This window comes from Blastococcus brunescens, from assembly GCF_035320885.1.
Taxonomy (GTDB): domain Bacteria; phylum Actinomycetota; class Actinomycetes; order Mycobacteriales; family Geodermatophilaceae; genus Blastococcus_B; species Blastococcus_B brunescens.
The window spans coordinates 14,695-40,071 of the sequence record NZ_CP141261.1 but is presented as its reverse complement, the minus strand read 5'-3'; the positions used below and the strand labels follow the sequence as shown (position 1 = coordinate 40,071).

Below are 25,377 nucleotides of genomic sequence, written 5' to 3'. Positions count from 1 at the left end.
GGACTCGGGCGCCGCACTCTAACCAGAGTGGCGGGGCGAAAGGCCTCGTCCGATCGCGGTCCGTCGATTGCCCGCGACGCATTCCTCCCCTCTCGCCGTACCGGAATCCTCCCGCCCGGACCGTTCGCGCGCCGCCGCCGGACTCCTTGACAGGGCGTCGCCCCCGTGAGGGACTTGCCGCCCGCCGGCCCCGTGCGCCGGTGGAGCGGGAGGGGACGGCCTGCACATGAGCTCCAGCGGCGTGATCGTCGACGTGGCCGCCGCGGTCGACGCAGCGGCGCAGGGACCGGTCCTGGTCATCGGCACCGGGCCTCCCACCACACCGGACCTGCGCCTGCTCGTGCCGGGGAGCGAGGTCGGCGCGATCGCCGACCGCCTGCAGGCCGACGGATTCCTCCGCTGGCGCAGCCGGTGGGCCAGGTTCGACCGCGGTGCGGTCGAAGGCGCGCAGCTGGTCACGGCCGCGGCCTGGGGGCTCGCCCCCGACGGCGCGCCCGGCGCCGACGAGCTGTTCACCGACGCTCGGCTCCTTCCCGGGTGCACCCACCTGGCTCTCCCGGCACCGCACGTCGTCCTGGTCCTCACCGCGCACGAACTGCTGCTGGCGCACGGCCGGCTGGGCGCCGAGGAGCGCGCCAGCGCTGTCGCGGCGGGAGCGGCCGACGGGGCGTGGGACGACGCCGCGGCGCTCGCCGGCCGCCTCCGGCTGTCCGCAGCGCTCCGGCTGCTCCGTCGAGCCCTCGACCGGCCCGACCCCTGGACCGAGCAGCGACGGCGGCGGGAGATGGTCCGCGCGCTGGCGACCCACCCGCGCTCCGCCCGGCGGGTCGTCGTCACGAGGCAGGAGCGCCCCGCCGTCGTCCGCTGCTGATCTCCCTCTCCGGCCCCGACGGCAGCGGGAAGTCCACCCAGGCCGCCCGGTTGACCGAGACGCTCGACGCCCTCGGCATCCCGACCGGGAGGGCGTGGGTCCCGACCACCAAGCGCCCGACGCTGCCGACCTCGATCCGGGCGTGGGCCGCCGGCTGGCGCCGTCCTCCGACCGACGACGCCGACGTCCACGCCGACGCCCGGGAGAAACGGCCGGGCGGCGGCGGGACGACGCCGGCGCGGCCACGGTCGGTACCCCCGCACGTGCGGCTGGTCGAGCACCTGTGGATCACGTCCGCTGCGCTCTCGAACGCCGCCAAGATCTGGGCCGGCGTGTGGCGGGGGCACGGCACCGACGTCCTGGTGCTGGACCGGTTCGTCCTGGACGCCGACGTCAAGCACACCTACTGGTACAGCGTGCGCCGGGGCGCAGACATCAGGATGGAACGCCGGCTGTTCCGGGCGATCGCCCCGACGGTCGACGTGGCGGTCCTGCTGGCCGTCGATCCGGAGACGAACGTGGCCCGGCGCCCCGACGAGTGGAACATCGTCGCGTTCCGTCAGCAGCAGAAGATCTACGCGGACACCGCCCGGGAGCTCGGCGCCGTGGTCGTCGACGCGGAGCGGCCCGTCGGCGACGTGGCCCGCGACGTCGCCGAGACGGTCTGGACCCGGCTGCCATGAGGAGACAGGTCGGGAAGGACGAGATCGACCAGGCACGGGACGCCCTCGTGCGGGCTCTGGACGACACGGCACCCGAGCGCCTCGAGCTGGCCACCGAGCCCATCACCCGGTCCCGGTCCACGGTCTTCGTCTTCGGCGTGGCCGGCGAGCAGCCTCGGTACGTGGTCAAGACGGCCGTGCTGGGCAACACCGCGATCGACGCCACCCCGGCGCTGACCAGTACCGAGCAGTTCCGGGCGCTGACGCTCGCCCATGGCTGGTTCGAGGAGGAGGACCGGCACGCGGCGGTGCGGCCGCTGTCCTACGTCGAGGAGCTCGACGCCGTGGTCATGGACTACGTGCACGGGCAGCCCTTCCGCCGCACGGTGCAGCGCGGCGTCCTGCAGCCCGGTCCGGCACTCGCGGCGGCCACCGCGGCCGGCGACGCCCTCCGGCGACTCCACCGGCACGCACGGGTGGACGAAGCCGTGATCGACCTCGCCGACCTCGCCGACGAGGTGCGCGAGACCGAGGCCACCGTGCTGCGCGAGGCGGGGCTCGGGTTGCCCGAGGACGTCGCCACGGCCGTCGCCGGCGTCCCGAATCGCAAGGTCACCTGCGACCGGGTGGTCCAGCACGGCGACTTCGCGCCGGTCAACCTGATCCTCACCGCCGCCGACCAGGTCACGATCATCGACCCGTCGCTGGTCGACGTCGGGCTGCCCGAGGACGACCTGGCCCGATTCCTGGCCATCCTCTCCGCGTACTCGGTCTTCGTCCCGGGGCAGGTCGTGCGGCCCGTGCGCCGCTTCCGGTGGCAGCTCGAGCGGGCGTTCCGCTCCGGGTACGGCGAGGGGACACCGACACGGCCGTCATGGAGCTGCGACTGCTGAAGCAGCACGTGCTGCGCTGGCGGCGGCGCCGCGACTTCTCGCGGCTGGCCCGGTCCCCGCAGCTCATGCACGCCCGTCAGCGGGCGATCGACCGGCACATGGGGGTGCTGATGTCGGAGAGCGCGCGACGCCTGTCCGCGTTCCTCGACGCCGGCGAGGCGGCTGCGTGAGACGGGTGACCTCCCGGATCCCCGTGCCCGCGAAGCACGCCGTCCGTCGCCTGCTCCGCCGGCCGCCCGCGAACGCGAGGCGCTACCTGCGCCCCGGGCTCTCCGTCGACGACTTCCTGGGCGGCCTCACGGACGCCGGGGTGCGCTACGCCGTCCTGCGGTGGTTCGAGACCCTGCCCGCGGTCGAACCGGGCAATGACATCGACCTGCTCGTCGCGGACGAGGATCTCCCGCACGTCGAGTCCCTCATGAGTGCGTACCGACCGTTCAGGACGGCCCAGAAGGTCGACCTCTACTCGGTCAGCGGCCGGGGGCGCACCCATTTCGGTGGCGCGCCGTACTTCTCCCGGAAGCTCGCGCTCCGGGTGCTCGATCGGGCGGTGCTGCTGCACGGGAGGTACAAGGTGCCCTCCCCGCCGATCACCTCGATTCCCTGGCCTTCCACGCCGTCCACCACAAGGGCGAGGCGTCGGGGCTGCCGCTCCGGGCCGCCCTGCCCGCGCGAGACGGACGGATCGGGGTCACCCTCGACCGGTTGGCCCGTGAGCAGGATCGCGTCCTGGAGCTGTCGCTCGAGGGGCTGGACCGCTACCTCGACTCGGAGCTCCTCCAGCCCGCCGCGGAGGCCCGGGAACTGCTCGCAGCCGAACGACGTCGCCTGTACCGCCTCTGACGTCGGGAGCACACCGGCAGGCCTTGTCGTCGACGCGCCGGGGGTCCAGGACGGGCTCCGCTGGGCAGGACGTTGCGACCTCCTCCTCCATCGCGGCTCCGAAACCGTCGCGCGGCCGACGCCTCGCCGGCAAGGGCGGCGTCCGTGGTGGGGCCGCTGCGCCGGCGCGTCTCCTGTCCGATGCTCCGGCTCCCCGACCGAGGCCGGCGCGCCCACCGCGATGCTCTCCGGTCTCGGGATGCACCTCGACAGTGATGCACGTCATAGCCGTGAGCTCCACGGCCTCGGCGCTGGTCACAGCGGTGCGCCGCTCGTCCCACAGCTGACCACCGTGAGGCCTGAGGCGGCTGTGACGTGTGGGGTGGATGCGCACTCACCGTGACTTCATAGATGCCGAACGTACGTGCAACCATCACAAAGTCACCGATGTAATTTGTCCAATCACTCAGAGTGTCCGGCCCTCCGAGCAGGGCGGTCATACCGACCGCCTGCGGCTGAGCCCTGACATCTGAGTCGGGGGCGACCTGACGGTCCTGCGCCCCCGCCAGCCAAGGATGCCCATGAAACGCGCCCTCGTCCTGCTCCTGACCACGCTCCTCGCCGTCGTCGGCATCGTCCTCATCGGCCCGTCCGCCCAGGCCGACAGCGGAGCCTTCCGGGTCCGGGCCAGCACCGACGATGCCGAGCAACGGTCCGACGGCACCGTGCTCGACAGCTCCGACCTGGAGATGCTGAACGACAAGGGCAGGCAGCAGGCCGTCGGCCTGCGATTCACCCAGGTGGCCATTCCGCCGGGGGCGACGGTCACCCGGGCCTACGTGCAGTTCACCGCGGACGAGAGCACCTCGACGCCGGTGCCGCTGACCATCCACGGCCAGGCGGCGGACAACCCGGGCACCTTCACCCGCACCCCGGTTGACGTGTCCGATCGCCCGAGGACCACGGCCTCGGCGGAGTGGTCGCCTGCGGCCTGGTCCTCGGGCAAGCGCGGTACGGCGCAACAGACCAGCGACCTGACCGCCGTCGTGCAGGAGATCGTGTCCCGGCCGGGCTGGGCCTCCGGCAACGCCCTCGCGGTCATGATCACCGGCACGAGCTCCGGCAACCGGGAGGCCGAGAGCTTCGACACCGGGGCGAGAAAGGCTCCCGCACTGCACGTCGAGTGGACCACCGGCGCGGACGCGCAATCCCTGCCGAGCAGGAGCCGGCACCGGAGCCGACGCCGGAGCCGGCGCCGGCGCCCGTCCCGGCTCCCGAGGCGACGACCGAGCCGGAGCCGACGCCTGCGCCCGTCCCGGCTCCCGAGGCGACGACCGAGCCGGCCCCCGCTCCTCGGCCTGCCGCGTCGAGCGCCGGCGTCCGGTACCCGGCCGACTCCGGGGTCATCGACCTGGCTGCCGCGCCCTACAACGTGACGTGCGACGGCACCACCGACAACACCGCGGCCATCCGGAAAGCGCTGGCCGACCACGCCAGGACCGATTCCGATCCGCTGGAGACCCGCTTCGCATTCCGGACCCTGGTCCTGCCGTCCGGCACCTGCCTCGTCTCCGACATCCTGCACGCCCCCGGCAACGCCATCGCGCTGGTCGGGATGGGAGAGGGCAGCACGACCCTCAAGCTGAAGGACGGTGCCGCTGGGTACGGCTCGGCGAGCACCCCGAAGTACGTCTACCGGCCCGGCATCCAGACCGCCTCCACCGGTGTCGACAACACCGCATACGCCAACTACGTGAAGGACCTGACCATCGACGTCGGCTCCGGCAACCCCGGCGCGGTGGCCCTGCGGTGGGCGGCATGCAACTCCGGCGCCATGGAGCGGGTGACGCTGCGCGCGCCGGCCAACTCCGGGCTGCGCGGCATGACCGTGGAGCACGGCGCAGGCCCGTCCCACGTCCAGGACGTCACCATCGACGGCTTCGCGGTGGGGATCTGGGGCAATGACGGGGCGGTCAACAACGTCGTCTTCACCAGCGTCACGCTGAGGAACCAGCGAACGGTTGCCATCCAGAACGGGGGCGCGTCCTCCAGTTCGAGGGTCTGACGGTCACCGGCAGCCCCAAGGTGTACGAGGCCACCGGGCCGCAGGCGGTCGGCCAGTTCATCGACGCCGACCTGACCGGCCCTGGCTCCGGGACGGCTCTGAGCGCCGTAGCGGACGGCTACCTGTACGTCCGCAACATCACGGCGTCCGGATGGGGCAACCTGATCACGACCGGCACCGCGAACCGGTTCGTGGGCACGACTGCGATCGCCGAGTGGGGGTCGGCGGACTTCCGGCGCGGCAACACCTCGGTCGCGTGGACGGAGACCAGTCCCGTCCAGAGCCTCAACCTGGCTCACCCGATCGCGCCTCGGTCCAGCGACTACGACCTGACCCACTGGGTGAAGGCCAACGCCACGTCCGGCAACCCGGCGGACGACGACGGTCCCGCGATCCAGGCCGCGATCGACTCGGGCAAGCGGGTCGTCTACCTCCCCTACGGCGACTACCTGATCAAGACGCCGGTGATCGTGCGAGGCAACGTCGAGGCCATCGACTTCATGGGCTCGCGGGTCGCCGGCGCCGACACCGGAAAGATCTCGGTCGCCAACAGCACCTCTCCGTTCGTGGAGTTGCGCAACGCGTCTGCCTCGATCGACGTCGAGCAGAACGGGCCGGACGCGATGGTGGTCCGGAACGTCGGGGCGCTCGGGTCGACCCCCGGTGAGGTCATCGACGGCACGAGCGCGACCGGTCCCGTGTTCGTGGACAACGCCTCGGGGCGGCTGCTCACCATCGATCGGCCGATCAGCGTCTACGCCCGGCAGTTGAACCGCGAGGGCCGGGGTGCCGCGATCTCGGGGGTGCCACCGTCTGGCTCTTCGGGGACAACCTGGAGATGCACGACGACAAGGGCAACCCGTTCCTGACGGTCTCGGGCAGCACGCTGGAGGTCCTCGCCGGTACGTGGGACAACCTGGCCGACGCCGGCCGGTTCAACTCCACGACCGGACCCGCGATCTACGACGTGACCGACTCACGGGTGTCCGTCGTGATCCCCGGTGTCTATCGCAGTGCCGCGGTCACCGGCCAGTGGGTCAGCGACGTGGTGAACGGCACCCGCGTCGGCAGCGTCACCAGCTCGGAGGTCGTCGTCGGTCGGGCGTTCAGGGACTTCACGCGGGCCACCCTCCCGCTGTACGTCTCCCCTGACCACAGGAGGCCGGGCCGGCGGAACGCACCCGCCGGCCCGGCCTGCCCCACGCGCGACCTCAGCCACTGGCTAGCGGCCGGCGGCCCTCAGGACCTGACCGGCGGTCCGCAGCAGGATCTTGACGTCCCCCACATCGACCAGTTCTCGATGTAGAAGTTGTCGAAGTGGGCCCGGTCCGCGATCGAGGTGTCGCCCCGCAGGCCGTGGATCTGCGCCCAGCCGGTGAGGCCCACCGGCACGCGATGGCGCGCCCGGTACCAGGGGAACTGGCGGGTGAACTCGTCGACGAAGAAGGGCCGCTCCGGTCGCGGGCCGACCAGGCTCATGTCCCCGCGCAGCACGTTCCACAGCTGCGGCAGCTCGTCCAGGGAGAGCCGTCGCAGCCACCGACCCACGGGACCCACCCGCAGGTCGGCGCCGATGTTCCACATGGTGGTGTCCTCGGACTCGGCAGGCTTCAGCGAGCAGAACTTCAGCAGGGTGAAGGGCCTGCCGTCGAGGCCGATGCGCGTCTGACGGAAGAGCGCCGACCCCGTCTCCCAGCGACTGGCCAGCGCACACACCGCCAGGAGGGGGCGAGCAGGACCAGGACGGCGGACGTGAGGACGACGTCGCTGATCCGCTTGGCCGCCCACGTGCCCGTCCGGAACGGAGCTCGCCGCATGCGGAGCAGCGGCACGCCCCAGAGGACCTCGGTGTCCCGGGTGACGGTGTGCACCTCGTAGAGCCTCGGGACGAAGTAGATCTCGCAGGCGAGCCGGTCGCAGGTCCGGAGCAGCGGGACCATCAGGGGCTCGCGCAGCGATCCGTAGGTGACGATCAGGACGTTCACGGATTTCTCCAGCACGACCTGGCACAGATCGCCGGATCCCCCAGCAGCGGCACCGAGCGTTCGTCGTCGCCGAGCAGCGGGTCGTCGTCGAGCATGCCGACGGGGTCCAGCCCGTACTCCGGATGGCTGACGAGGGTCTCCGCCAGCCTGCCGGCCACACTGCCGGCGCCCAGGAGGAGCGTCCGCTGGCGCAGGTGGTGCCGGCGGCGGGCGGACCGGATGCCGCTGTAGACCACCGCCCGCACCCCGAGGCTCAGGACGCCGAAGAGCGCGCAGGTCTCCAGGCGCGCCGTCCCCGCGACACCGTCGGCGAGCCCACCGAGCACCATCGCCGCGGCGCCCGCGACGAGAGCGCGTCCGACGATGGCGGGGGCGTCGTCCAGGACCGACAGGTTCAGCCGCGCCCGGTAGAGCCCACCGGTCTGGAAGAGCGCCAGGATGAGGAAGAGCAGGATCAGCGTCTTGGCCGACGGTTGGGACGTGAGCGCGACCGCCGCTGCGAAGGCCGCGAGATCGCCGACCACGAGGCTCGCCGGGATCCAGCGGTTGCGCGCGCGGGACCGTCGCCGGGACGGATCGTCCGCGGGCATCGATCCGGATCCGTCCGGGAGTGCCACGGTGTTCCCGCGCATGACGGTCCGCCTGGCGGCCGAGGTCCTCGGCCGGCTCCCGGCGTCGGCCGAGGAGCGCTCCGCAGCGCCAGCCACGGACGGCGCCCGCGGCCCGTCGCCCCGAGGCCGGGCCGTCGGGTCGATCGGGCAGCGCCTGGTAACGGAGCATCGGTCGGCTACGCGCGGATCAGCGCGGGGGCTGGACGGACGTGGCCCGGGTCCGGCCGGGAGCCGGCTACGACGGTTGTCATGGTCCCCCACGTCCGCTGAGCTCACGGATGAATGGCTGCCGACGCTAGGGGAACGGCGGGTGAACGGATCCGCCGCGGTGATGATTCGGAGTACGTAAGACAGCGGAGGTGACTACCCGCTGGCGTCTTCTCATCCGTGCAGCTCAGGGTCCGGCGATGCCCGCGCGGCGGGCCAGGGCCACCGCCGCGAGGGACGTGTGCAGGTCCAGCTTGGCGAGGATGTTCTGCGTGTGCGTGCGCACCGTGTTGGGCGAGATGGCCAGCTCCTCGGCGATCTCGGCACCGCTCCAGCCGTGGGCCATGGCCTCCAGCACCTGCCGTTCCCGGGTGCTGAGGGCGGCGAGACGGGTTTCGGCCGTACGCACCTCCGCCTCCTCCCGGAAGAGGTGCGCCAGCAGCTCGGTGAGCAAGAGCGGCGGGACGTGCGTCTCGCCACGCAGGACGGCCGCCACGGCGTCCAGCAACGCATCCACGCCCTCCGCCTTGGGCACCCACGCCCGGAAGCCGGTCCGCAGCACCCGCGCCAGCGTCGCCACGTCGCATCCCTGCGCCACGGCCACCAGCCGGATGTCCGGGCGCGCGGCCAGGAGCGCTTCACCGGTGCTCAGGTAGTCGCCGCCTGCACCGTCCACGGCGAGGACCGCGACATCGATCGAGCCCGACCGGCCGACGCGCAGAGCCTCGTCGGGCCGGCTGACCGCCACCACCTGGAGGTCGGGCTCGGCGCCGAGCAGCACCGCGAGCACCTCCACGAACGACCGGTGGTCGTCGGCCAGCAGCAGCCTGGTCATCGGGCACGGGAGGGTCGCGACCCGCCCGCCGGACCGCGGGCCGGGGGTCCGCATGGCGGCCGTCCGCAGCTCACGGTTCCCTGCCCATCCCGGCCTGGACGACGAGCGAGACCGCCTGCAGACGGCTGTGCACCCCCAGCTTCAGCAGCACGTTCTGCAGATGGGTCCGTGCGGTGCTCGGCGCGACGCCCAGCGCCCGAGCGATCTCCAGCGTGTCGGCAGCCTCCACGAGCCGGTGCAGCACCTCCCGCTCGCGGCCGGTCAGGCCGGCGACCAGTTCCCGCACGCGACGGTGTTCGTCGGGCTCGGCGTCCTGGAACGCCCATGACGCCGGAGCCAGCTGCTCGCCGGCGCCGAGCCGGTCGAGCGCGTCGAGGACGGCGCTCATCGGCTGCGCCTTGCTGAGGAAACCGGCAGCTCCCGCAGTCACGGCTGCCGCCGCATCCCGCCGGTCGACGGACCCGGAGAGCACGACGACGGGGCACGCCGGGCGGCGCCGGTGGAGCGCGGCCACCCCGTCGAGACCGCTGCCGTCCGGCAGGCGCAGATCCATGACGCACAGCTCCGGCTCGAAGTCGTCGAGGGCCCGCACCGCTCCGGCGAGCGTGGTCACGACACGCGTCTCGTGCCCCCGCGCCACCAGGACCGCGGACAACGGCTCCACGAACAGGCGGTGGTCATCGCACAGCAGCACCCGCACGCCCGCTCCCCCAGCCCGTCGGATCAGACGACCCGCACCGGCCGGTCGGCACGGCGCAGCTCGGCCGCCGCCGCCCGGAGGACCAGCGCGACGGATCCGCCCCCGCCCCGCCCGGGCAGCCCCACCACCAGTTCGCCGCCCATGTCCGCCAGCACCTGCCGGGTGATCTCGAGGCCCAGCCCGGTGCGTCCGGGCACCTTGCCGAAACCGGGCCCGTCGTCCTCCACCAGGACCTTGACCGTGGCCGGCGTGCGCCGGGTCGTCACCACGACCCGCCCGGCCGGCCCGGCCGCGCGGACCGCGTTGTCGAGGACGTTGACCAGGCAGCGGCGCAGCGCCGCGCGGTGGCCGACCACCGGCAGCTCGCCGCAGTGTCCGCTCCGGTCGAGCGTGCCGGTCCAGGTGAGGGCGAAGGCGTCCAGCACGGACTCGACGACCTCATCGGCGTCGACCTCGCCCAGGCGCTGCGGATCCGCGCACGCCTGCGGGTCGACGACGCTCCGCGTCACCTCGGTGAGCTCCTGCGTCTGCTCGATGATGCGGGCCAGCTGGCTCTGCACCTCGGCCGGGACGTCCGGTCGGGTGCGCGCCGCCTCGGCCAGGGCGAAGATCGCCGCCAGCGGCTGGCGGATCTCGTGCGCAAGCACCTTCAGCGTCTGTTCGACGCGCTGATCGGCCTCGTCGGCCACGTCATCACATCGAGGTCGCATTCCGTGCGCCATCCCGCCCCCGGTCACCAGCACGAACGCTCGGCGACTCTCGTCCGGGCGGACCGTAGAGCAGGCGACCGCCGAGTGAACCGGGGATGAATGCGAGGGAACGGAAGGAGCCGACGCGCCGACTCCGGATCACCCCACGCATCCGACGTCGTACAACGCGTGGGCGACCGGGGGACCGTCGGAGCGTTCCTGACCCTGTTGTCCACGGTCAGCGGCGAACCCCTGCCCCCGAGGCCAGGTGAGCCCTATGGTCACAGCCCTCGCGCCGGCGCATCGCCGGAGCGTCGAGGTCCGGAGCCGGCCAATCGGGGGACACATGGACTGGTGGGATCCGTCGATCGCCGTCGCGGGCCTGCTGGTCGGCATGGTCGTCGGCCTGACCGGCATGGGCGGCGGCGCCCTCATGACGCCGATCCTGGTGTTCTTCTTCGGCGTCCCGCCGCTGACCGCAGTCTCGAGCGACGTCGTGGCCAGCCTGTTCATGAAGCCGATCGGCGGCTTCGTGCACCTGCGGCGGGGCACGGTGCACCTCGGCCTGGTGGCCTGGCTGTGCCTCGGCTCGGTCCCCGGCGCGTTCGCGGGCGTCCTCCTGCTCCGGTGGATCGGGGGGACGGCGGCGTGCAGGAGTTCCTGCTGGTGGCCCTCGGTGCCGTCCTCGTGCTCGCGTCCCTGGCGATGGCGGCGAAGAGCTACCTCAAGCTCCGGGAGCGGGAACGACGCCGGGCCGCAGGTGCGCGGGATCTCCCGGAGCGGACGCTGACCGACGTCCGGGTGAACCGCCTATCGACGCTGCTGGTCGGCGCCGGTGGTGGCGTCGTCGTGGGGATGACCTCCGTCGGCGCCGGTTCCCTGATGATCGTCGCCCTGCTGCTGCTCTACCCGGCCATCAAAGCCGGGCAGCTGGTGGGCACCGACCTGGTGCAGGCCGTTCCGCTGGTGGCGTCGGCCTCGCTCGGACACCTGCTCTTCGGGGACTTCGCCCTGGGGATCACCGGCAGCGTCCTGGTCGGCGCCATCCCGGGCGTCTGGCTCGGGGCGCGCGTGTCCTCCCGCTCGCCGGGCGGCCTCGTCCGGCGCGCGCTCGCGATCGTCCTGCTGGCGTCCGGGACCAAGCTGCTGGGTGCCTCGACGCCGGTGGTCCTGGCGGTGGTGACGACGGCGATCATCGGTGGAGCAGCGGCCTGGGCATGGGTGCGCGTCCGGCACGGTGAGGCTCCGCTGGCGTGGCAGCAGCGCCGGCGGCGGCGCGCGGCGGTCGCCGGAGGATGAGAACGCTCGATCGCGGTAGCGGGCCGGGCACGGCGTGTGCCGACGGGGCGGCGAGTCCCGGCCGTCGCGCCGCTGTGGCCGGGCGGCTCCCCGCCCGGAGGAGCAAGTGCCTGGTCGGGCGGGGGACCGGCATGCACGATGGCGCGGCGGTAGCGGCTCCTTCCGGGAGACCGTCGTCCGCCCCACCGGCAGACCCGAGCAGAAGGACGCCGATGCGCCACGAGCCGCACGTGCCCGGCCCGCCGCCGTCAGCCGGGCACGGCCCGTCCGACACCGGCCTGGCGGTCGCGCTCGCCCGGACCGCCGGGCAGCGGCTCCTGGAGCTGCGGCACGAGCTGGCCGATCGCTCCGGCGACGAGGTCAAGCAGCGAGGCGACCAGACCGCCCAGCAGGTGCTGGCCGCCGGGCTGTCCGCCGCCCGGCCCGCGGACGCCGTGCTGTCGGAGGAGGCCACCGACGACCGCGCCCGCCTCGATGCCGCGCGGGTCTGGATCATCGATCCCCTCGACGGCACCCGGGAGTACTCCGAGGGCCGGCACGACTGGGCCGTGCACGTGGCGCTGTGGCAGGACGGCGAGCTGACGGCCGGCGCCGTGGCACTGCCCGGGCTGGGCGCGGTGCTGGCGACGGAACCGGCGCCCGCGGTCCCTCCCCGGGATCCGGACGCCCCCTGCGCATGGCGGTGAGTCGCAGCCGGCCACCGGCGATCGCCACGGCCGTGGCCGAGGCCCTCGGCGCCGACCTGGTCGCCATGGGGTCGGCGGGCTTCAAGGTGGCGTCTGTCGTCCGCGGCGACGCCGACCTCTACGTGCACGGCGGCGGCCAGTACGAGTGGGACTCGGCAGCTCCGGTCGCCGTCGCCCGCGCGGCCGGCCTGCACACGTCCCGGCTCGACGGGACGCCGCTGCGCTACAACCAGCCCGATCCGTACCTGCCCGATCTGGTGGTGTGCCGGCCCGAGGTGGCCGATCAGCTCCTCGCCACGATCGGCCGGGTGCAGCGGGATGTCCGGTGACGACGGGGGACGACGGTGACCGACACGCTCACGCACCTGCAGCGCCTGGAGGCCGAGAGCATCCACGTCCTGCGGGAGGCGGTCGCGGAGAGCGAGCGCCCGGTGATGCTCTACTCGATCGGCAAGGACAGCTCGGTGATGCTGCACCTGGCGAGGAAGGCGTTCTTCCCGGCGCTGCCGCCGTTCCCCTGCTGCACGTCGACACGACGTGGAAGTTCAAGCAGATGTACGAGTTCCGGGACAAGACGGCCGCCGAGCTGGGCATCGAGCTGCTCGTCCACCAGAACCCGGAGTGCATCGAGCTCGGCATCAACCCGTTCACTCACGGGTCGGCGGTGCACACCGACATGTGGAAGACCCAGGGCCTGAAGCAGGCGCTGGACGAGCACCGGTTCGACCTCGCGTTCGGCGGCGCCCGCCGCGACGAGGAGAAGTCCCGGGCCAAGGAGCGCGTCTTCTCACTCCGCTCCGCGCAGCACCGCTGGGACCCCAAGCAGCAGCGGCCCGAGCTGTGGCGCACGTACAACGTGCGGCACGACGTCGGCGAGAGCCTCCGCGTCTTCCCGCTGTCGAACTGGACCGAGCTCGACGTCTGGCAGTACATCTACCTCGAGGACATCCCCATCGTGCCGCTCTACTTCGGGGTGCCGCGGCCCGTCGTGGAGCGCGACGGGGCACTGATCATGGTGGACGACGACCGCTTCCCCTCCACGACGGCGAGGAGCCGCAGCTGCGCAGCGTGCGGTTCCGCACCCTCGGCTGCTATCCGCTCAGCGGCGCGGTCGAGAGCACCGCCGACACCCTCCAGGCGGTCATCCAGGAGATGCTGCTGACCACCACGTCGGAGCGCCAGGGGCGGGTCATCGACCACGACTCCACCGGGTCGATGGAGAAGAAGAAGCAGGAGGGCTACTTCTGATGACCGCCCCGTCGGAGCTGATCGCCGAGGACATCGAGTCCTATCTGGACGCCCACCAGCACAAGACGATGCTGCGCTTCATCACCTGCGGCAGCGTCGACGACGGCAAGTCCACCCTCATCGGTCGGCTGCTCTACGAGTCGCACCTCGTCTTCGAGGACCACCTCGCCGCGCTGGAGGCCGACTCCAAGACCGGGACGCAGGGCGGCGAGCTGGACTTCGCGCTGCTCGTGGACGGGCTGGCCGCCGAGCGGGAGCAGGGCATCACGATCGACGTGGCCTACCGGTTCTTCGCCACCGAGAAGCGGAAGTTCATCGTCGCCGACACCCCGGGCCATGAGCAGTACACGCGCAACATGGTCACCGGGGCGTCGACCGCCGAGGCCGCGGTGATCCTCATCGACGCGCGCAAGGGCGTGCTCACGCAGACCCGCCGGCACAGCTACCTGGTCTCGCTCCTGGGCATCCGGAAGATCGTCGTCGCGGTGAACAAGCTCGACCTGGTCGACTACTCGCGCGACGTCTTCGAGGAGATCGAGGCGGCGTACCGGGACTTCGCCGCCCAGGTGGGGCTGACCGACGTCGTCTGCATCCCGATGTCCGCGCTCCGGGGCGACAACATCACCGAGCCGAGCCCGCGCACGCCCTGGTACCACGGGCCCACCCTGCTGGGGTACCTCGAGACCGTGCCCGTGGGGCAGCGCACCCAGGACGGGCCGTTCCGGATGCCGGTCCAGTGGGTCAACCGCCCCGGCCACGACTTCCGCGGCTTCGCCGGGGTGATCGTGGGCGGCCGCATCAGGGTCGGTGACCGGGTCCGGGTCGTGCCGTCGGGCCAGCAGAGCACTGTCACGCGCATCGTCACGATGGACGACGACCTCGCCGAGGCCGTCGCCGAGCAGTCGGTGACCCTCACCCTCGCCGACGAGATCGACGTCAGCCGGGGCGACGTCCTGTGCGCGGCGGACTCCCCGCGGGCTCCGCCGACCAGTTCGAGGCGCACGTCGTCTGGATGGCCGAGCAGGAGATGCTGCCGGGTCGGCCCTACCTGCTGAAGCTCGGCACGCGGACGGTGCCGGCATCGCTGGGCCGGCCCAAGTACCGGATCGACGTCAACACCCTCGAGCACGCCGCGGCCACCACGCTGGCGCTGAACGAGATCGGGGTGTGCAACCTCAACCTCGACCGGCCGATCGCCTTCGACCCCTACGCGGAGAACCGGGACATGGGCGGTTTCGTGCTCATCGACCGGCTCAGCAACGCCACGGTCGGCGCGGGCATGCTGCACTTCGCGCTCCGCCGCTCGCAGAACATCCACTGGCAGCAGCTCGAGGTGAACAAGGCGGCGCAGGCCGAGCTCAAGGGGCACCGGCCCTGCGTGGTCTGGTTCACCGGCGTCTCGGGTGCGGGGAAGTCGAGCATCGCGAACCTGGTGCAGAAGCGGCTGCACGCGCTCGGCGTGCACACCACGCTGCTGGACGGCGACAACGTCCGGCACGGGCTGAACAAGGACCTGGGGTTCACCGACGCCGATCGCGTGGAGAACATCCGGCGGGTGGCCGAGGCGTCGCAGCTGATGGTCGACGCGGGTCTCGTCGTCCTGGTGTCGTTCATCTCCCCGTTCCGGTCGGAACGGCGGATGGCCCGCGACATGGTGGACGACGGCGAGTTCTGCGAGGTGTTCGTGGACACGCCCTCGCCGTGGCCGAGGAACGCGACGTGAAGGGCCTGTACCAGAAGGCGCGTCGCGGTGAGCTCGCCAACTTCACCGGTATCGACTCGTCCTACGAGGCACCCGAGGCGCCGGAGATCCACCTCGACACGACGGCCACGAGCCTCGAGGACGCGGCCACGCAGGTGGTCGACGCGCTGCGTGATCTCGGGGTGCTCCGCTAGCGCCCCCGGCGGTGTCACGGCCGGTCGGGCGGCACCGCCTCCTGGAGCAGCCACTCACGGGCGGCGTGGTAGTCCTCGGCCACCCCCGTCACTTCGGCGACTCCTGCGCGTGCTCGATGAGCAGCCAGGCGTCGTCGAACGCCTCGATGACCGTCAGGTCGGTGCGGTCCGGAAGCCCCCGGGGAAGCGAGCCGACCGGATCTCGCGGTAGCTGCGCGGCTCCATCAGCCGTCACCGGCCGACGGCCCGGGGAGCTGCTGCCCTCGACCACATCGGCGACGACCCTCGCCATGAGCGAAGGGTAGTTCCACGGCGGCATCGGTGGGCGTGGCCGCCACGCGGCGGCGCCTCCGGTGCCGTGCCCAGCGGCAGCAGGGAGTACATCGGCGCAGCTCCGATCACACTCGGTCACCGCCTGCCGGGACGTCGGCCCGCCGTCGCCCCAGGGGTTGCCCGGAGCGTGCGCCCGGAAGATGGTGGACGACGACGCAGTGAGGCCCGGGGCGGGCTGAACCACGCGGACGGGAGCGGGGCGTCAGTGGTCGGCGGCAGCGGTGTGAGATCCAGGGATCCTGGACTGGCGCCGGTCGTCCTCCCGTGGAGGTCCTGCATCCGGTCGGCGTTGCTGCTCCTGGGCTTGGTGGCCTGCGGGCTGGCCGTGCTGGTCGTCACCGCCGGCGAGGCCCGTGCGGACGACGCAGCACACCACCAGCCGGAGGCCCTTCCGGCCGCCGCGATCTCCCAGGCCGCTGGCCCTCGCAGGCGGGCGATCCCACAGGTGGCGCGGTCGCCGGGGAGAGCACCTCCGTTCCGCCCGCCGGGGCGCTCCCGGACGCGCCACCTGGGGACGCCGAGGCCTCCTCCCCTCCTCCCGCCGACGAAGGCCCGGCGCCGACCCCCGCACCCGCACCCGTTGCCGTGCCGGACATGGGCAGCGAGCCTGACGGCGGGTCCACCGGCCCACGAGGCGACGCCTCCGGACCGGTCCCGGCAGCAGGGGACGGCTCGGACGCCGACGCCGACGCCGACGCCGACGCCGACGCCACGGCTTCCTCGCCCGGGGACGCGCCCGCGACGAACGATGCCGGCGCAGCCCGACCCGACACCGCCGATCCCCTCGCCGCGGAACCAGACACGTCCGGGTTCAGCGCCCTCGACGCCCTCGCCCCCGAGCTGATCGACCCCGACCCCATCGACCCCTTCGCCCTCGGCTCCCCGCCCTCGACGTCCCCGCCCTCGACGTCCCCGCTCCCGAATCCCTCACCCCCGAATCCGCGACCCCGGACCCGACCGCGGACCCGACCGCGGAAGCGTCGGCTGCGGCCGAGCCGAGCCCCCGGCACCCGCAGCGGCCGAGCCGGCTCCCCCGCCCGTGCCGATGGTCGCTCACGACGCCGCCGTCATCCCCGCCCGTCCCGGCGAGCCCATGTCCACGGACGACGCGATCTGCGCGCCCGCGACCGCAGCCACGTTCGCCGCGGCCGCGGCGCGGGCCGGTGACCGGCACGAAATCCACGCCGCGCCCCTGGGAGTTCCGGACCGGCGTCCGGTCGCCCCCGACGGCACAGGCTCGTCCGAGAAGCTCCCGCAGTCGCCGATCCGACCGGCGCAGAGTCCCGTCGCACCCGCACCTGCCGCGCCCTCTCCTCCGGTCGCCGCGGGATGCGTCAGCGCATCGGTGAGCAGTTCCGGCCCGGGCTACGGAGGCGGGCTCGACGAGCTGGCCGTGCTCGACGACGCGCTGATCGCGACGCAGAGCCGGGCGTGGACGCGGGCCGTCATGCAGATCTGCCGCGTACCGGCCGGCGCCAGCTCGCCGGGCGCGCGGCCGGACTAGGCGGCGACCGCCCGCGACGGTGCCGCTCCGGCGCCCGGCAGCACGCAGCCACCCGCCGTGCCGCCCGCCCCTCCGGCTCCCTCGGGAGTCGACCTGCTCCTACCGACTGCTCGTGTCTGCGCGCCGATGTGCGCGCGTGAGGGCTGTGAACCCGATGAGAGATCGCGAAGGCGTGAACCACCCGCGCCGTCGTCCGCCGAGATTGCGGCACCCCACCGCTCCGGGGCCCACCCGGATGGCGGTGTCCCCGCTGCGGCCGCACCGCGCCGGCGACCGCCGGGCCGCGTGGCGCACAGCGCCTCCTGCCTGCCGCCGTCGGCCGGCTGCCTGCCGCCGTCCGCCGGCGCGGACCTGCGCGGGCGGGCAGCTCGTCGGCGTGTGCTGGTCACCGCCGGACGGATCGCGGTAATCGCCGGCGGCGGCGGCCTGGTCACCGGTTCCGTGGTAGTCGTCGCGGTGCTCGCCGTCGGCCTGCTGCTGGCGGTTGCCGGCGCACTGATCCGGCATCCCCGGCCGGCCGAGCGGATCGCTGCTGGGCTCCTGGTCGTGCTGCTGGCGCCGCTCCTCCTGGTGATCGGTCTCGCCGTCCGGCTGACCAGCTCCGGACCCGCGCTCGTCCGCCCGGTCGACGCACCGTGGCGCGCCGCCTCGTCGCTGCGCTTCCGGACGACGTCCGCGGACGGGCAGTCGCCGCCTGCGGCACGGACGGGGGTCCGGCCCACCCCCTCGGACGGCTGCTGCACCGCCTCGCCCTCGACGAGCTCCCCGGCCTGCTGGACGTCCTGCGGGGAGGCTGTCGCTGTTCCGGCCGCGTGGCGGTTGACCACGCGACCGGGCTCGATCGCGCAGCCCGCCGTGTCGACGGGGGTCGGTACCGGAGGGCGACAGCCCGACGACACTCGGCTCCGCCCCTCCGTACCTGCCTCAGGCACCGGCTCTCGACGGGCCTGTCGTCGCGCGTGCGCAGATGCCACCGGCGCAGACTGGGCGGACCGGTGTGGAGCGATCGCGGCCGGCAGTGCTGCTGGAAGACGGGCGGCGGATGGACTGGATCTGGACGGCGGTCCTCCTCTGGGCGGCGCTCGTCCTGCCGCTCGGCGTGATCACCGGCCTCTGTCTGCGTCGGCTGAGCCGGTCCCAGACCCTTCCGGGCGAGGGGCACACTCGGCGGCGGGACGTCGAGGTGCTGTGGGTCTCGGCGCCGGTCCGCGACGTTCCCGGCTTCCCTCCGGCTCGGCCCACCACGGGCCGGAACCGGACGGCCTGCCCCTCGGAGCCGGTCCCCGCCCGGCCGGGCGATCCGGTCGCGAACAGCATCCGGCGGGCGCGGCGGAAGAGAACCCGTCGCGCGCGGCCGAACGGAGGTGCCGTCGGCCACTGACGCGCTGATGGCGCACGACGTCCGGGCGTGCAGCGCCCCTGCCCGCACGCGGCCTCGGGTCCGTCGCGCCGCGGAGCTAGGCGGCCAGGTACTCGGCGAGGGCCTCGCGCCAGTCGCGGGGGTGAAGCCGGCCGCGGTGATCTTCGACAGGTCGAGCACGCTGTTGAGCGGCCGGGTCGCCGCCTGCGGCTTGTCGGCGAAGTACGCCTCGGTGCTGGTCCGCCCGACGTCGTCGGCCGACCGGCCGCGCGCGGCGAAGACCGCCGCGGCGACGTCGGCCCAGGACGCCGGCTCGCCGCCGTTGGTCAGGTTGTAGGTGCCGAACGGCGCCCGGGTGCCGAGCAGGTGGGCGATGCCGGCGGCCAGGTCGGGGGTGAACGTGGGCCGGCCGATCTGGTCGTCGACCACGGTCGGCGAGACGCCGCGGTCGGCCAGCCCGGCCATGGTCCGCACGAAGTTGCCGCCCTCGCCGACGACCCACGTCGTCCGGATCAGGTAGTGCTTGGTGACGTAGCCGGCCTGGACGTCGCCGTCGGCCTTGCTCTGGCCGTAGACCGACAGCGGGTTGGCCGGCCAGTCCTCGGGGTGCGGGCCCTCGTGCTTGCCGTCGAACACGTACTCGCTGGAGATGTGCACGAGGGTCGCCCCGCAGGTGCGCACGGCCCGGGCCAGGTAGCCGACGGACTCGACGTTGGCGGCGCGGACGGCGTCGAGGTTGGCCGGGTCCTCGGCGGCGTCGACCGCCGTCCAGGCGGCGGCGTTGAGGACGACGTCGACGTCGGCCCACGAGTAGTTGCGCACGGCTGCGGGGTCGGTGACGTCGAGCCGGGAACGGTCGAGCGCGACGGCGTCGGGGAACTGCTGCTGCAGCGCCCGGCCGAGCTGGCCGCCGGCGCCGAGGATGAGGGTGGTCACTGGCCCTGGGCGGCGTACTTCGCCTCGACCTGCTGCTTGAGCGGGCCCCACCACGACTCGTTCTCGCGGTACCAGTCGACGGTCGCCGCCAGCCCGTCGCGGAAGTCGGTGAACCGGGGCTTCCAGCCCAGCTCGTCGCGCAGCTTGCTGGCGTCGATGGCGTAGCGCAGGTCGTGCCCGGCGCGGTCGACGACGTGGTCGTAGGCGTCGCCGGGCTGGCCCAGCAGCTCCAGGATCAGCGAGAGCACCTCGCGGTTGTTCTTCTCGCCGTCGGAGCCGATCAGGTAGGTCTCGCCGGAGCGGCCCTTCTCCAGGATCGCGTGCACCGCGGAGTTGTGGTCGTCGACGTGGATCCAGTCGCGCACGTTCTCGCCCTTGCCGTACAGCTTGGGGCGCAGGCCGGCGAGCACGTTGGTGATCTGCCGCGGGATGAACTTCTCGATGTGCTGGTAGGGCCCGTAGTTGTTGGAGCAGTTCGAGATGGTGGCGGTGATGCCGAACGAGCGCACCCAGGCCCGCACCAGCAGGTCCGAGCCGGCCTTCGTCGAGGAGTAGGGGCTCGAGGGGTTGTACGGCGTCTGGTCGGTGAACTTCTTCGGGTCGTCGAGCTCCAGGTCGCCGTAGACCTCGTCGGTGGAGATGTGGTGCAGCCGGACGCCGTGCTTCCGGACCGCCTCCAGGATCGTGTACGTCCCGATGATGTTGGTCGTCAGGAACGGCGACGGGTCGTTCAGCGAGTTGTCGTTGTGGCTCTCCGCGGCGAAGTGGACGACGGCGTCGCTGCGGCCGACCAGCTCGTCGACCAGCGCCGCGTCGGCCACCGAGCCGTGCACGAACTCGATCCGGTCGCGCACCGGGGCGAGCGAGGCCTCGTTGCCGGCGTAGGTGAGCGCGTCGAGCACGGTGATCGTGTGCTCGGGGTGCTCACGCAGCGTGTAGTGGACGAAGTTCGCGCCGATGAATCCGGCTCCACCGGTGACGAGCAGACGCACGGGTGCTCCCTGACTGTTCGGCAATGTACGGAGCAGAGTCTGCCCCATCGCCGCTGCAGCCGTCGGGAGGCCGTCGTCCTGGGAGAGCGGCTCAGCCGCCGAACGGCACCTCGACCGGCTCCGGCAGGCGACAGCGCAGCCGGAGCTCGAGGGTCTGCGGCCGGTCCAGGCTCGCGGTGTCGAAGTAGGTGACCTCGTTCATCCGCCCGGCCAGCGGCATCACGCGGGAGTCGAGCACCGGGAGGCTGCGACCGGAGGCGTCCTCGAGCCGGTAGGCCTGCCGGACGCTGGCGTGCACGTCGTCGAGCAGCCAGGGCCAGGAGAGGTGGAAGGAGATGCTCTCCAGCCACTCGGTGACCAGCAGCAGCCGCACCTCGTGCCCGCCGGCCGAGGAGATGACGACGTCGGGAGTGCTCACGCGGCGGACGGCGGACAGCTCGGCGCGGGGGTCGACCAGGTCGCTCATCGGGCGGCTCCCGGGGTCGGCGCGGCCGCGGTGGGGCCGGTTCCCGGGAGGAGGAGCACGGTCCCAGGCTCCTCGCGCCGGGAGCGCACCGCAACGAGCACTCCCTCCTCGGGGGACGCCGACCTCTCGGGGATGACGCACCGCCGGGGTGGTGCCCGGCAAGATGACCGCATGCCTGCACCCCGCCTCCGGCTCAGCGACGCCCAGGTGGCCGCCGTCGCCCGCTACGGGTTCGGCCTCGACGGCCTGCCGGAGCTGCCGCCGGCCGCGGAGTACGAGGACGCACAGGGGTGCTGGTCGCCACGTCCGACGGCGGGACGCTGACCGTGGTGGAGGTGCCCCGGTGGGAGGCGCCGGCCGCGGTGGCGGCGCGGCTGCGCGTGCGCGGCTGGCACTACCCCGCCGCCTGGGTGGACGACCCGCCGGAGGACCTGTCGGCGCTGCCCGACCGGCTGCTGGTGCTGCTGACCGCCGCCGGAACGACTCCCGATGCGGCCGAGCTGTCGGCCCGGGCGGGCGCCTGGGCCCCGGCGCGCGCCGGGGGCCGCGAGGTCGTCGTCGTTCCGGTGCCGTTGTCGCCGGGCCTTCCGGAGATGCCGGTCGCGGACCTGGCCGCCGCGTACGGGGCGAGCCTGGCCGGCAGCGGGCTGGGCATCTCCCCCACCGCACCGGCGGCCGGGTGGTGTTCTGCACCGGGCTGTCGGGCGCCGGGAAGTCGACGATCGCCGCGCGCGTGGTGGAGTTGCTCGTCGAGGGCGGCTCGACCGTCACGCTGCTGGACGGCGACGAGGTGCGGCACCACCTCTCGGCCGGCCTCGGGTTCTCCCGCGAGGACCGCGACACGAACGTGTTGCGGATCGGCTGGGTGGCCGCGCAGATCGCCAAGCACGGCGGGATCGCGGTGTGCGCGCCGATCGCGCCGTACGCCGAGGTGCGCGAGGCGGTGCGCCGCGAGGTGGAGGCGCAGGCGGGGCCGGGCAGCTTCGTGCTGGTGCACGTGGCGACGTCGCTGGCCGACTGCGAGGCCCGCGACCGCAAGGGCCTCTACGCCAAGGCGCGGCGCGGGGAGATCCCGACGTTCACCGGGATCAGCGACCCGTACGAGACGCCCACCGACGCCGAGGTGACCGTCGAGACCGCCGGCCGCAGCGTCGACGAGTGCGCCCAGCAGGTCCTCGACCACGTGCGAGGGACTGAGCCAGCCACTCGGTGACCATCCTTTCGCACCCACCGAACCAGTCGGGAGGCAGTCGGGGGCGCAGGCGCAGGCCCGAGATGCGACTGTCTGTCGCCCCCGGCACCCGGCACCCGGCGCCCCTCGTCGACGAGGCCTCCTCGATCGATCGGAGTCCACGACGAGCCGGCACGGAACGTCCTCGGCACGCGCTCCTCGCAGACCCGTAGCAAAACTGATCGGCCGGCCGCAGTGCGGACGGACCCGTCACGGCCGTCTCGCGCAGGACGTCGATGCTGCACCGGAGTTGATGGCGGGTAGCTGAGTGTGGGTGGGCTCGCCCCCATCTCCGCAGCCCTTCACGGAGACGTCGGCCCCTGAGATGCTGGCGCCGCCGCAGATCAGGGGGCGCGACGTGACGAGCGATCCCGAGGTCGACCTCTCTCCGTTGTTCGGTGCGCTGCGCCGACTGCGCGAAGCCAATCGAACGCGTCCCCATGACGTGGCCACGTGCAACGCGGCACTGGGCAAGGCGCTGGGACTGCTCACCAGCGGCAGAGTCCGGGATCTGGTGGATCCACTGGTCGGGGACGTCGGTGCTGTCGCGCCCCTGTCTGTCGAGAAGCAGAAAAAATCCTGGAGGTCGAGCAGGAACTTCTCGAGCGCATCGGTGGCGTGAAGGATCGGGCTGCCCTGGAGGACGCGCTCCGGTCGATCCGTCCAGACAATTCCGCCGCACAGTGGTGCCGGTCCGTCGACACCTTGGCCGGTTACCTGGAAGAGGCCGTCACGACCGTCCGCGAATCACTCTCGGAGGCAGCATGGTGGGACGTGCGTCAGCGTCGCCGCAATGCTGCAGCACTGGAGACTGCTGACCGAGCGATCGTTGCCGTCGGCGTGGTGCTTGTGGATGTCTTGAAGAAGCGCTGCCTCCCGGCCTCCTACCACATCGGGCGATACTTGGCCACCGAGGTGAAGAGATGAGGCCGCATCCATCGGGAGGGAGCCTGCGGGTCCCACGGGCGGCCCCATAGCTGGACACACCGAACTCTCGGGGCGGAGCGAGGGCGAGGACGCGTGGCTGGCAACTCGCCGGTACTTCATGAAGCACGTGCCCGAGTTGACCGAATCTGGCCGTCGGTCTCTCACTTTCGCGCGCCTCCACTGGAAGCCGATCGCGACGTGGGGCTTCGCCGGCCTGGCAGTGGCCGTCTTCCTGGTCTGGGCGATCGTGTGGGCACCAGGCGTGCTCGCCCGCCCGGCTCCTTCCGTGGCCGATCTGCAGTCGATGACCGCTAGCGAACGAACGGCGACCCAGGTCGCGTACGCAGGTGCACGCAACGCCGTCCGCAACACTCTGGTGCAGGCAATCGGTGGGGCGGCTCTGCTCACCACGGCGTTCTTCGCCTGGCGCCAGATCGCAGTCGTCCGCCTGGGCCAGACCACCGACCGGTTCGCCAAGAGTGTGGACAACCTCGGAGCCGAGAGCAGCGCAGTCCGACTGGGTGGCGTGTACACGTTGGAGCAGGTCAGTGCCGACGACCGGTTCTCGCGCTCTGTCGCGCATGTTCTGCTTGCTTTCGTCTACGAGGTCACGCGAGGGGCGCGAGAAGACTCAGCCGTCCTGGCTGATGACCTCGACCGAGGCAGCGAGGCAGCGTCGTCGGACAGATCACGACGTCATGCGACGACGACCCCGGCGCAGCGCACCGTCGGGCACGAAGTCCAGCAAGCCCTCACCATCCTGGTGTCAGACGGCCTCTGGAAACGCGTGGCGTCGAAGCCCATCAACCTGGCGACCCTGTCGCTGCGCGGGATCGACCTACCTCGAGCGGATCTGCACGGCGCAGCTCTCCTCAGAGCCGACCTGGCCCTGGCAGACCTGCGCGGGGTGGACCTGTCCTCTGCAGACTTGCGAGAGGTCGACGCCCGAGGAGCCCTCCTGCACGAGGCACACCTGAGCAACGCGGATCTGGGTGCGGCAAACCTCTACAAGGCGCGCCTCGAGGGTGCCACTGGTTCCGACGTCCACTTCGCCGGAGCAGATCTCACGTCAGCCGAGCTTGGTGGAGCCACGTTCGGCGATTGCGATTTCAGCGGGGCCCTGTGTTGCTCGCTGAAAGCCGAGGGTGCGGTACTCACGGACTCGATATTCCAGGGAGCTCTGCTGAAGGAAGCAAACTTCTGCAAAGCGGATCTACGCGGTGTCGACTTCCGTAATGCCGACCTTCGTCTGGCCAACCTGACCGGCGCCCACCTTGGCGCCAACCGTTGGGACGGCGCCCAGATCCTGGGGGCGGAGGGCTTGCCCGACCCCTGTGAAGCGCGGCTATCGACCTACCGCGTCACTGCCGTCCGGCCCCGCGGCTCCCTTTCGCTACGGCGTGCACTCCGGGTGCTCGCCATCGCCGTTCTCCAGAGTGGGAGCTTCGTGCTGGTGCACGTGGCGACGTCGCTGGCCGACTGCGAGGCCCGCCACCGCAAGGGCCTCTACGCCAAGGCACGGCGCGGGGAGATCCCGACGCACACCGGGATCAGCGACCCGTACGAGACGCCCACCGACGCCGAGGTGACCGTCGAGACCGCCGGCCGCAGCGTCGACGAGTGCGCCCGCCAGGTCCTCGAGCACGTCCTCCATGTGAGGTAGCCCACATAACTGTCGGCACCGGCGCCCTACCAGTCGGTAGCGCCTACTTTGCCTGGGACGGCGCCGCCTCCAAGGGCAGTGGAGACGACGCCGCCACTGGACGTCCTACTCCCGTTCCCAGGCTTCAGCGCTGACTCTCGCCGCGGGTGGAGCACACCCGTCGGCGACTGCCCGAGGGCAGCAACGGGGAGTGCGCATGCCGATGTACCGGGTCCTGGCGGGACCGGACGACGTGATCTACGTCTTCAGCGCCGACGACGACGCGCAGGCCGAACGGATCGCCCGGCAGATCTCGACACCGGGGCGTCCACCGGACCCAGAGGCCGAAGACACCCGCTTCGTGAGCGTCGAAGGCCTCGTGGAGGAGCACTGGCGGCGGGTGTCCGCCTGGATCCCGCACTGAGCGCACGCCCGGCGTCCGCACCGAACCCCGGGACCGTCCTCGCGGCGCCGTCTTCCGGACACCGGATGCGCTTGAAACGACACCTTCTTCGCG

At 72.4% G+C, this 25,377-nt stretch carries 33 protein-coding genes and 1 pseudogene; 23 read left to right on the top strand and 11 right to left on the bottom strand.

Annotation, left to right across the window (positions count from 1 at the left end; genetic code table 11):
• Positions 1-226 precede the first annotated feature (226 nt).
• The 4 genes from U6N30_RS00280 to U6N30_RS00265 are packed head-to-tail and all read left to right on the top strand — an operon-like array spanning position 227 to position 2,596.
• Positions 227-871 (top strand): hypothetical protein, encoded by a 645-nt coding sequence (locus U6N30_RS00280; RefSeq protein ID WP_324275671.1) that lies wholly within the window; start codon positions 227-229, stop codon positions 869-871.
• Positions 872-921: 50 nt separating this feature from the next.
• Entirely contained in the window at positions 922-1,554 is a 633-nt protein-coding gene (locus U6N30_RS00275) for a nucleoside/nucleotide kinase family protein (RefSeq protein WP_324275670.1), read from the top strand.
• Positions 1,551-2,426: a phosphotransferase gene (locus tag U6N30_RS00270; protein WP_324275669.1), complete on the top strand. Its 876-nt coding sequence runs from the start codon at positions 1,551-1,553 to the stop codon at positions 2,424-2,426. Before U6N30_RS00275 ends, U6N30_RS00270 begins: the two co-directional genes overlap by 4 nt.
• Positions 2,408-2,596 carry a hypothetical protein gene (locus U6N30_RS00265; RefSeq protein WP_324275668.1) on the top strand — a complete coding sequence of 63 codons (189 nt, stop codon included), beginning with the start codon at positions 2,408-2,410 and terminating at the stop codon, positions 2,594-2,596. Before U6N30_RS00270 ends, U6N30_RS00265 begins: the two co-directional genes overlap by 19 nt.
• Before the next feature lie 292 nt (positions 2,597-2,888).
• Here U6N30_RS00265 and U6N30_RS00260 read toward each other — a convergent pair whose 3' ends face one another.
• Positions 2,889-3,041 carry a hypothetical protein gene (locus tag U6N30_RS00260; protein ID WP_324275667.1) on the bottom strand — a complete coding sequence of 51 codons (153 nt, stop codon included), beginning with the start codon at positions 3,039-3,041 and terminating at the stop codon, positions 2,889-2,891.
• A 90-nt stretch (positions 3,042-3,131) separates the two neighbouring features.
• On the opposite strand from U6N30_RS00260, the gene U6N30_RS00255 reads away from it, so the two are divergent.
• From U6N30_RS00255 to U6N30_RS00235, 5 genes are all read left to right on the top strand, one after another.
• On the top strand, positions 3,132-3,269 hold the full coding sequence (locus tag U6N30_RS00255) for a hypothetical protein (RefSeq protein WP_324275666.1): 138 nt from the start codon (positions 3,132-3,134) through the stop codon (positions 3,267-3,269).
• A 560-nt stretch (positions 3,270-3,829) separates the two neighbouring features.
• The gene (locus U6N30_RS00250) at positions 3,830-4,684 is read left to right on the top strand and encodes a hypothetical protein (protein ID WP_324275665.1); all 855 of its coding nucleotides are present in this window, start codon (positions 3,830-3,832) and stop codon (positions 4,682-4,684) included.
• Positions 4,681-5,313, top strand: a complete 633-nt coding sequence (locus U6N30_RS00245) for a glycosyl hydrolase family 28-related protein (RefSeq protein ID WP_324275664.1) — start codon at positions 4,681-4,683, stop codon at positions 5,311-5,313. The genes U6N30_RS00250 and U6N30_RS00245 overlap by 4 nt, the downstream gene beginning before the upstream one ends.
• Positions 5,314-5,333: 20 nt before the next feature.
• Positions 5,334-6,182 carry a hypothetical protein gene (locus U6N30_RS00240; protein ID WP_324275663.1) on the top strand — a complete coding sequence of 283 codons (849 nt, stop codon included), beginning with the start codon at positions 5,334-5,336 and terminating at the stop codon, positions 6,180-6,182.
• Positions 6,152-6,619 carry a hypothetical protein gene (locus U6N30_RS00235; protein ID WP_324275662.1) on the top strand — a complete coding sequence of 156 codons (468 nt, stop codon included), beginning with the start codon at positions 6,152-6,154 and terminating at the stop codon, positions 6,617-6,619. Before U6N30_RS00240 ends, U6N30_RS00235 begins: the two co-directional genes overlap by 31 nt.
• Here U6N30_RS00235 and U6N30_RS00230 read toward each other — a convergent pair.
• The 6 genes from U6N30_RS00230 to U6N30_RS00205 form a co-directional block, all read right to left on the bottom strand.
• Positions 6,553-7,029, bottom strand: coding sequence for a sugar transferase (locus U6N30_RS00230; RefSeq protein WP_324275661.1), 477 nt, complete (start codon positions 7,027-7,029; stop codon positions 6,553-6,555). The genes U6N30_RS00235 and U6N30_RS00230 overlap by 67 nt on opposite strands.
• A complete protein-coding gene (locus tag U6N30_RS00225; protein ID WP_324275660.1) occupies positions 6,939-7,298 on the bottom strand; it encodes a hypothetical protein in 360 nt (119 codons plus the stop codon). The genes U6N30_RS00230 and U6N30_RS00225 overlap by 91 nt, the downstream gene beginning before the upstream one ends.
• On the bottom strand, positions 7,295-7,888 hold the full coding sequence (locus U6N30_RS00220; protein ID WP_324275659.1) for a nucleoside-diphosphate sugar epimerase/dehydratase: 594 nt from the start codon (positions 7,886-7,888) through the stop codon (positions 7,295-7,297). The genes U6N30_RS00225 and U6N30_RS00220 overlap by 4 nt, the downstream gene beginning before the upstream one ends.
• A 415-nt stretch (positions 7,889-8,303) precedes the next feature.
• Entirely contained in the window at positions 8,304-8,951 is a 648-nt protein-coding gene (locus U6N30_RS00215; protein WP_324275658.1) for a response regulator transcription factor, read from the bottom strand.
• Positions 8,952-9,021: 70 nt separating this feature from the next.
• Complete coding sequence (locus U6N30_RS00210; RefSeq protein ID WP_324275657.1) at positions 9,022-9,651, bottom strand: response regulator transcription factor; 630 nt, start codon at positions 9,649-9,651, stop codon at positions 9,022-9,024.
• A 23-nt stretch (positions 9,652-9,674) separates the two neighbouring features.
• A complete protein-coding gene (locus U6N30_RS00205; RefSeq protein ID WP_324275656.1) occupies positions 9,675-10,394 on the bottom strand; it encodes a sensor histidine kinase in 720 nt (239 codons plus the stop codon).
• A gap of 292 nt (positions 10,395-10,686) precedes the next feature.
• Here U6N30_RS00205 and U6N30_RS00200 point away from each other — a divergent pair, with 292 nt between their 5' ends.
• From U6N30_RS00200 to cysC (U6N30_RS00170), 7 genes and pseudogenes are all read left to right on the top strand, one after another.
• Positions 10,687-11,130 carry a sulfite exporter TauE/SafE family protein gene (locus U6N30_RS00200; RefSeq protein ID WP_324275655.1) on the top strand — a complete coding sequence of 148 codons (444 nt, stop codon included), beginning with the start codon at positions 10,687-10,689 and terminating at the stop codon, positions 11,128-11,130.
• Positions 11,046-11,639 carry a sulfite exporter TauE/SafE family protein gene (locus tag U6N30_RS00195; RefSeq protein ID WP_324278580.1) on the top strand — a complete coding sequence of 198 codons (594 nt, stop codon included), beginning with the start codon at positions 11,046-11,048 and terminating at the stop codon, positions 11,637-11,639. The genes U6N30_RS00200 and U6N30_RS00195 overlap by 85 nt, the downstream gene beginning before the upstream one ends.
• A 212-nt stretch (positions 11,640-11,851) precedes the next feature.
• The gene (locus U6N30_RS00190) at positions 11,852-12,325 is read left to right on the top strand and encodes an inositol monophosphatase family protein (RefSeq protein WP_324275654.1); all 474 of its coding nucleotides are present in this window, start codon (positions 11,852-11,854) and stop codon (positions 12,323-12,325) included.
• Positions 12,322-12,654, top strand: coding sequence for an inositol monophosphatase family protein (locus tag U6N30_RS00185; RefSeq protein WP_324275653.1), 333 nt, complete (start codon positions 12,322-12,324; stop codon positions 12,652-12,654). Before U6N30_RS00190 ends, U6N30_RS00185 begins: the two co-directional genes overlap by 4 nt.
• Positions 12,655-12,878: 224 nt before the next feature.
• Positions 12,879-13,487: a sulfate adenylyltransferase subunit CysD gene (gene cysD, locus U6N30_RS00180; RefSeq protein WP_324275652.1), complete on the top strand. Its 609-nt coding sequence runs from the start codon at positions 12,879-12,881 to the stop codon at positions 13,485-13,487.
• Between the two features lie 85 nt (positions 13,488-13,572).
• Entirely contained in the window at positions 13,573-14,628 is a 1,056-nt protein-coding gene (locus U6N30_RS00175; protein WP_324275651.1) for a sulfate adenylyltransferase subunit 1, read from the top strand.
• Positions 14,586-15,469: pseudogene (gene cysC / locus U6N30_RS00170) on the top strand (adenylyl-sulfate kinase). Before U6N30_RS00175 ends, cysC (U6N30_RS00170) begins: the two are co-directional and overlap by 43 nt.
• A gap of 88 nt (positions 15,470-15,557) precedes the next feature.
• Here the strand turns inward: cysC (U6N30_RS00170) and U6N30_RS00160 are convergent.
• Positions 15,558-15,761, bottom strand: coding sequence for a hypothetical protein (locus U6N30_RS00160; protein ID WP_324275648.1), 204 nt, complete (start codon positions 15,759-15,761; stop codon positions 15,558-15,560).
• 1,086 nt (positions 15,762-16,847) lie between these two features.
• Here U6N30_RS00160 and U6N30_RS00155 point away from each other — a divergent pair.
• Positions 16,848-17,306 (top strand): hypothetical protein, encoded by a 459-nt coding sequence (locus U6N30_RS00155; protein WP_324275647.1) that lies wholly within the window; start codon positions 16,848-16,850, stop codon positions 17,304-17,306.
• A 430-nt stretch (positions 17,307-17,736) separates the two neighbouring features.
• On the opposite strand, the gene U6N30_RS00150 is transcribed toward U6N30_RS00155, so the two are convergent.
• The 3 genes from U6N30_RS00150 to U6N30_RS00140 form a co-directional block, all read right to left on the bottom strand.
• Positions 17,737-19,602: an SDR family oxidoreductase gene (locus U6N30_RS00150; RefSeq protein WP_324275646.1), complete on the bottom strand. Its 1,866-nt coding sequence runs from the start codon at positions 19,600-19,602 to the stop codon at positions 17,737-17,739.
• The gene (gene rfbB / locus U6N30_RS00145) at positions 19,599-20,594 is read right to left on the bottom strand and encodes a dTDP-glucose 4,6-dehydratase (protein ID WP_324275645.1); all 996 of its coding nucleotides are present in this window, start codon (positions 20,592-20,594) and stop codon (positions 19,599-19,601) included. Before rfbB ends, U6N30_RS00150 begins: the two co-directional genes overlap by 4 nt.
• 91 nt (positions 20,595-20,685) lie before the next feature.
• Entirely contained in the window at positions 20,686-21,060 is a 375-nt protein-coding gene (locus tag U6N30_RS00140) for a hypothetical protein (RefSeq protein ID WP_324275644.1), read from the bottom strand.
• Between the two features lie 171 nt (positions 21,061-21,231).
• Between U6N30_RS00140 and U6N30_RS00135 the strand changes: the two genes are divergently transcribed.
• The 6 genes from U6N30_RS00135 to U6N30_RS00110 all read left to right on the top strand — a co-directional run bounded on the left by U6N30_RS00135 (position 21,232) and on the right by U6N30_RS00110 (position 25,284).
• A complete protein-coding gene (locus U6N30_RS00135) occupies positions 21,232-21,384 on the top strand; it encodes a VOC family protein (protein ID WP_324275643.1) in 153 nt (50 codons plus the stop codon).
• Between the two features lie 19 nt (positions 21,385-21,403).
• Positions 21,404-22,273, top strand: a complete 870-nt coding sequence (gene cysC / locus U6N30_RS00130) for an adenylyl-sulfate kinase (protein WP_324275642.1) — start codon at positions 21,404-21,406, stop codon at positions 22,271-22,273.
• 343 nt (positions 22,274-22,616) lie between these two features.
• Entirely contained in the window at positions 22,617-22,913 is a 297-nt protein-coding gene (locus U6N30_RS00125; RefSeq protein WP_324275641.1) for a hypothetical protein, read from the top strand.
• Complete coding sequence (locus tag U6N30_RS00120; RefSeq protein WP_324275640.1) at positions 22,910-23,218, top strand: hypothetical protein; 309 nt, start codon at positions 22,910-22,912, stop codon at positions 23,216-23,218. Before U6N30_RS00125 ends, U6N30_RS00120 begins: the two co-directional genes overlap by 4 nt.
• A gap of 127 nt (positions 23,219-23,345) precedes the next feature.
• Entirely contained in the window at positions 23,346-24,881 is a 1,536-nt protein-coding gene (locus U6N30_RS00115; RefSeq protein ID WP_324275639.1) for a pentapeptide repeat-containing protein, read from the top strand.
• A gap of 196 nt (positions 24,882-25,077) precedes the next feature.
• The gene (locus U6N30_RS00110) at positions 25,078-25,284 is read left to right on the top strand and encodes a hypothetical protein (RefSeq protein ID WP_324275638.1); all 207 of its coding nucleotides are present in this window, start codon (positions 25,078-25,080) and stop codon (positions 25,282-25,284) included.
• Positions 25,285-25,377: the final 93 nt, after the last annotated feature.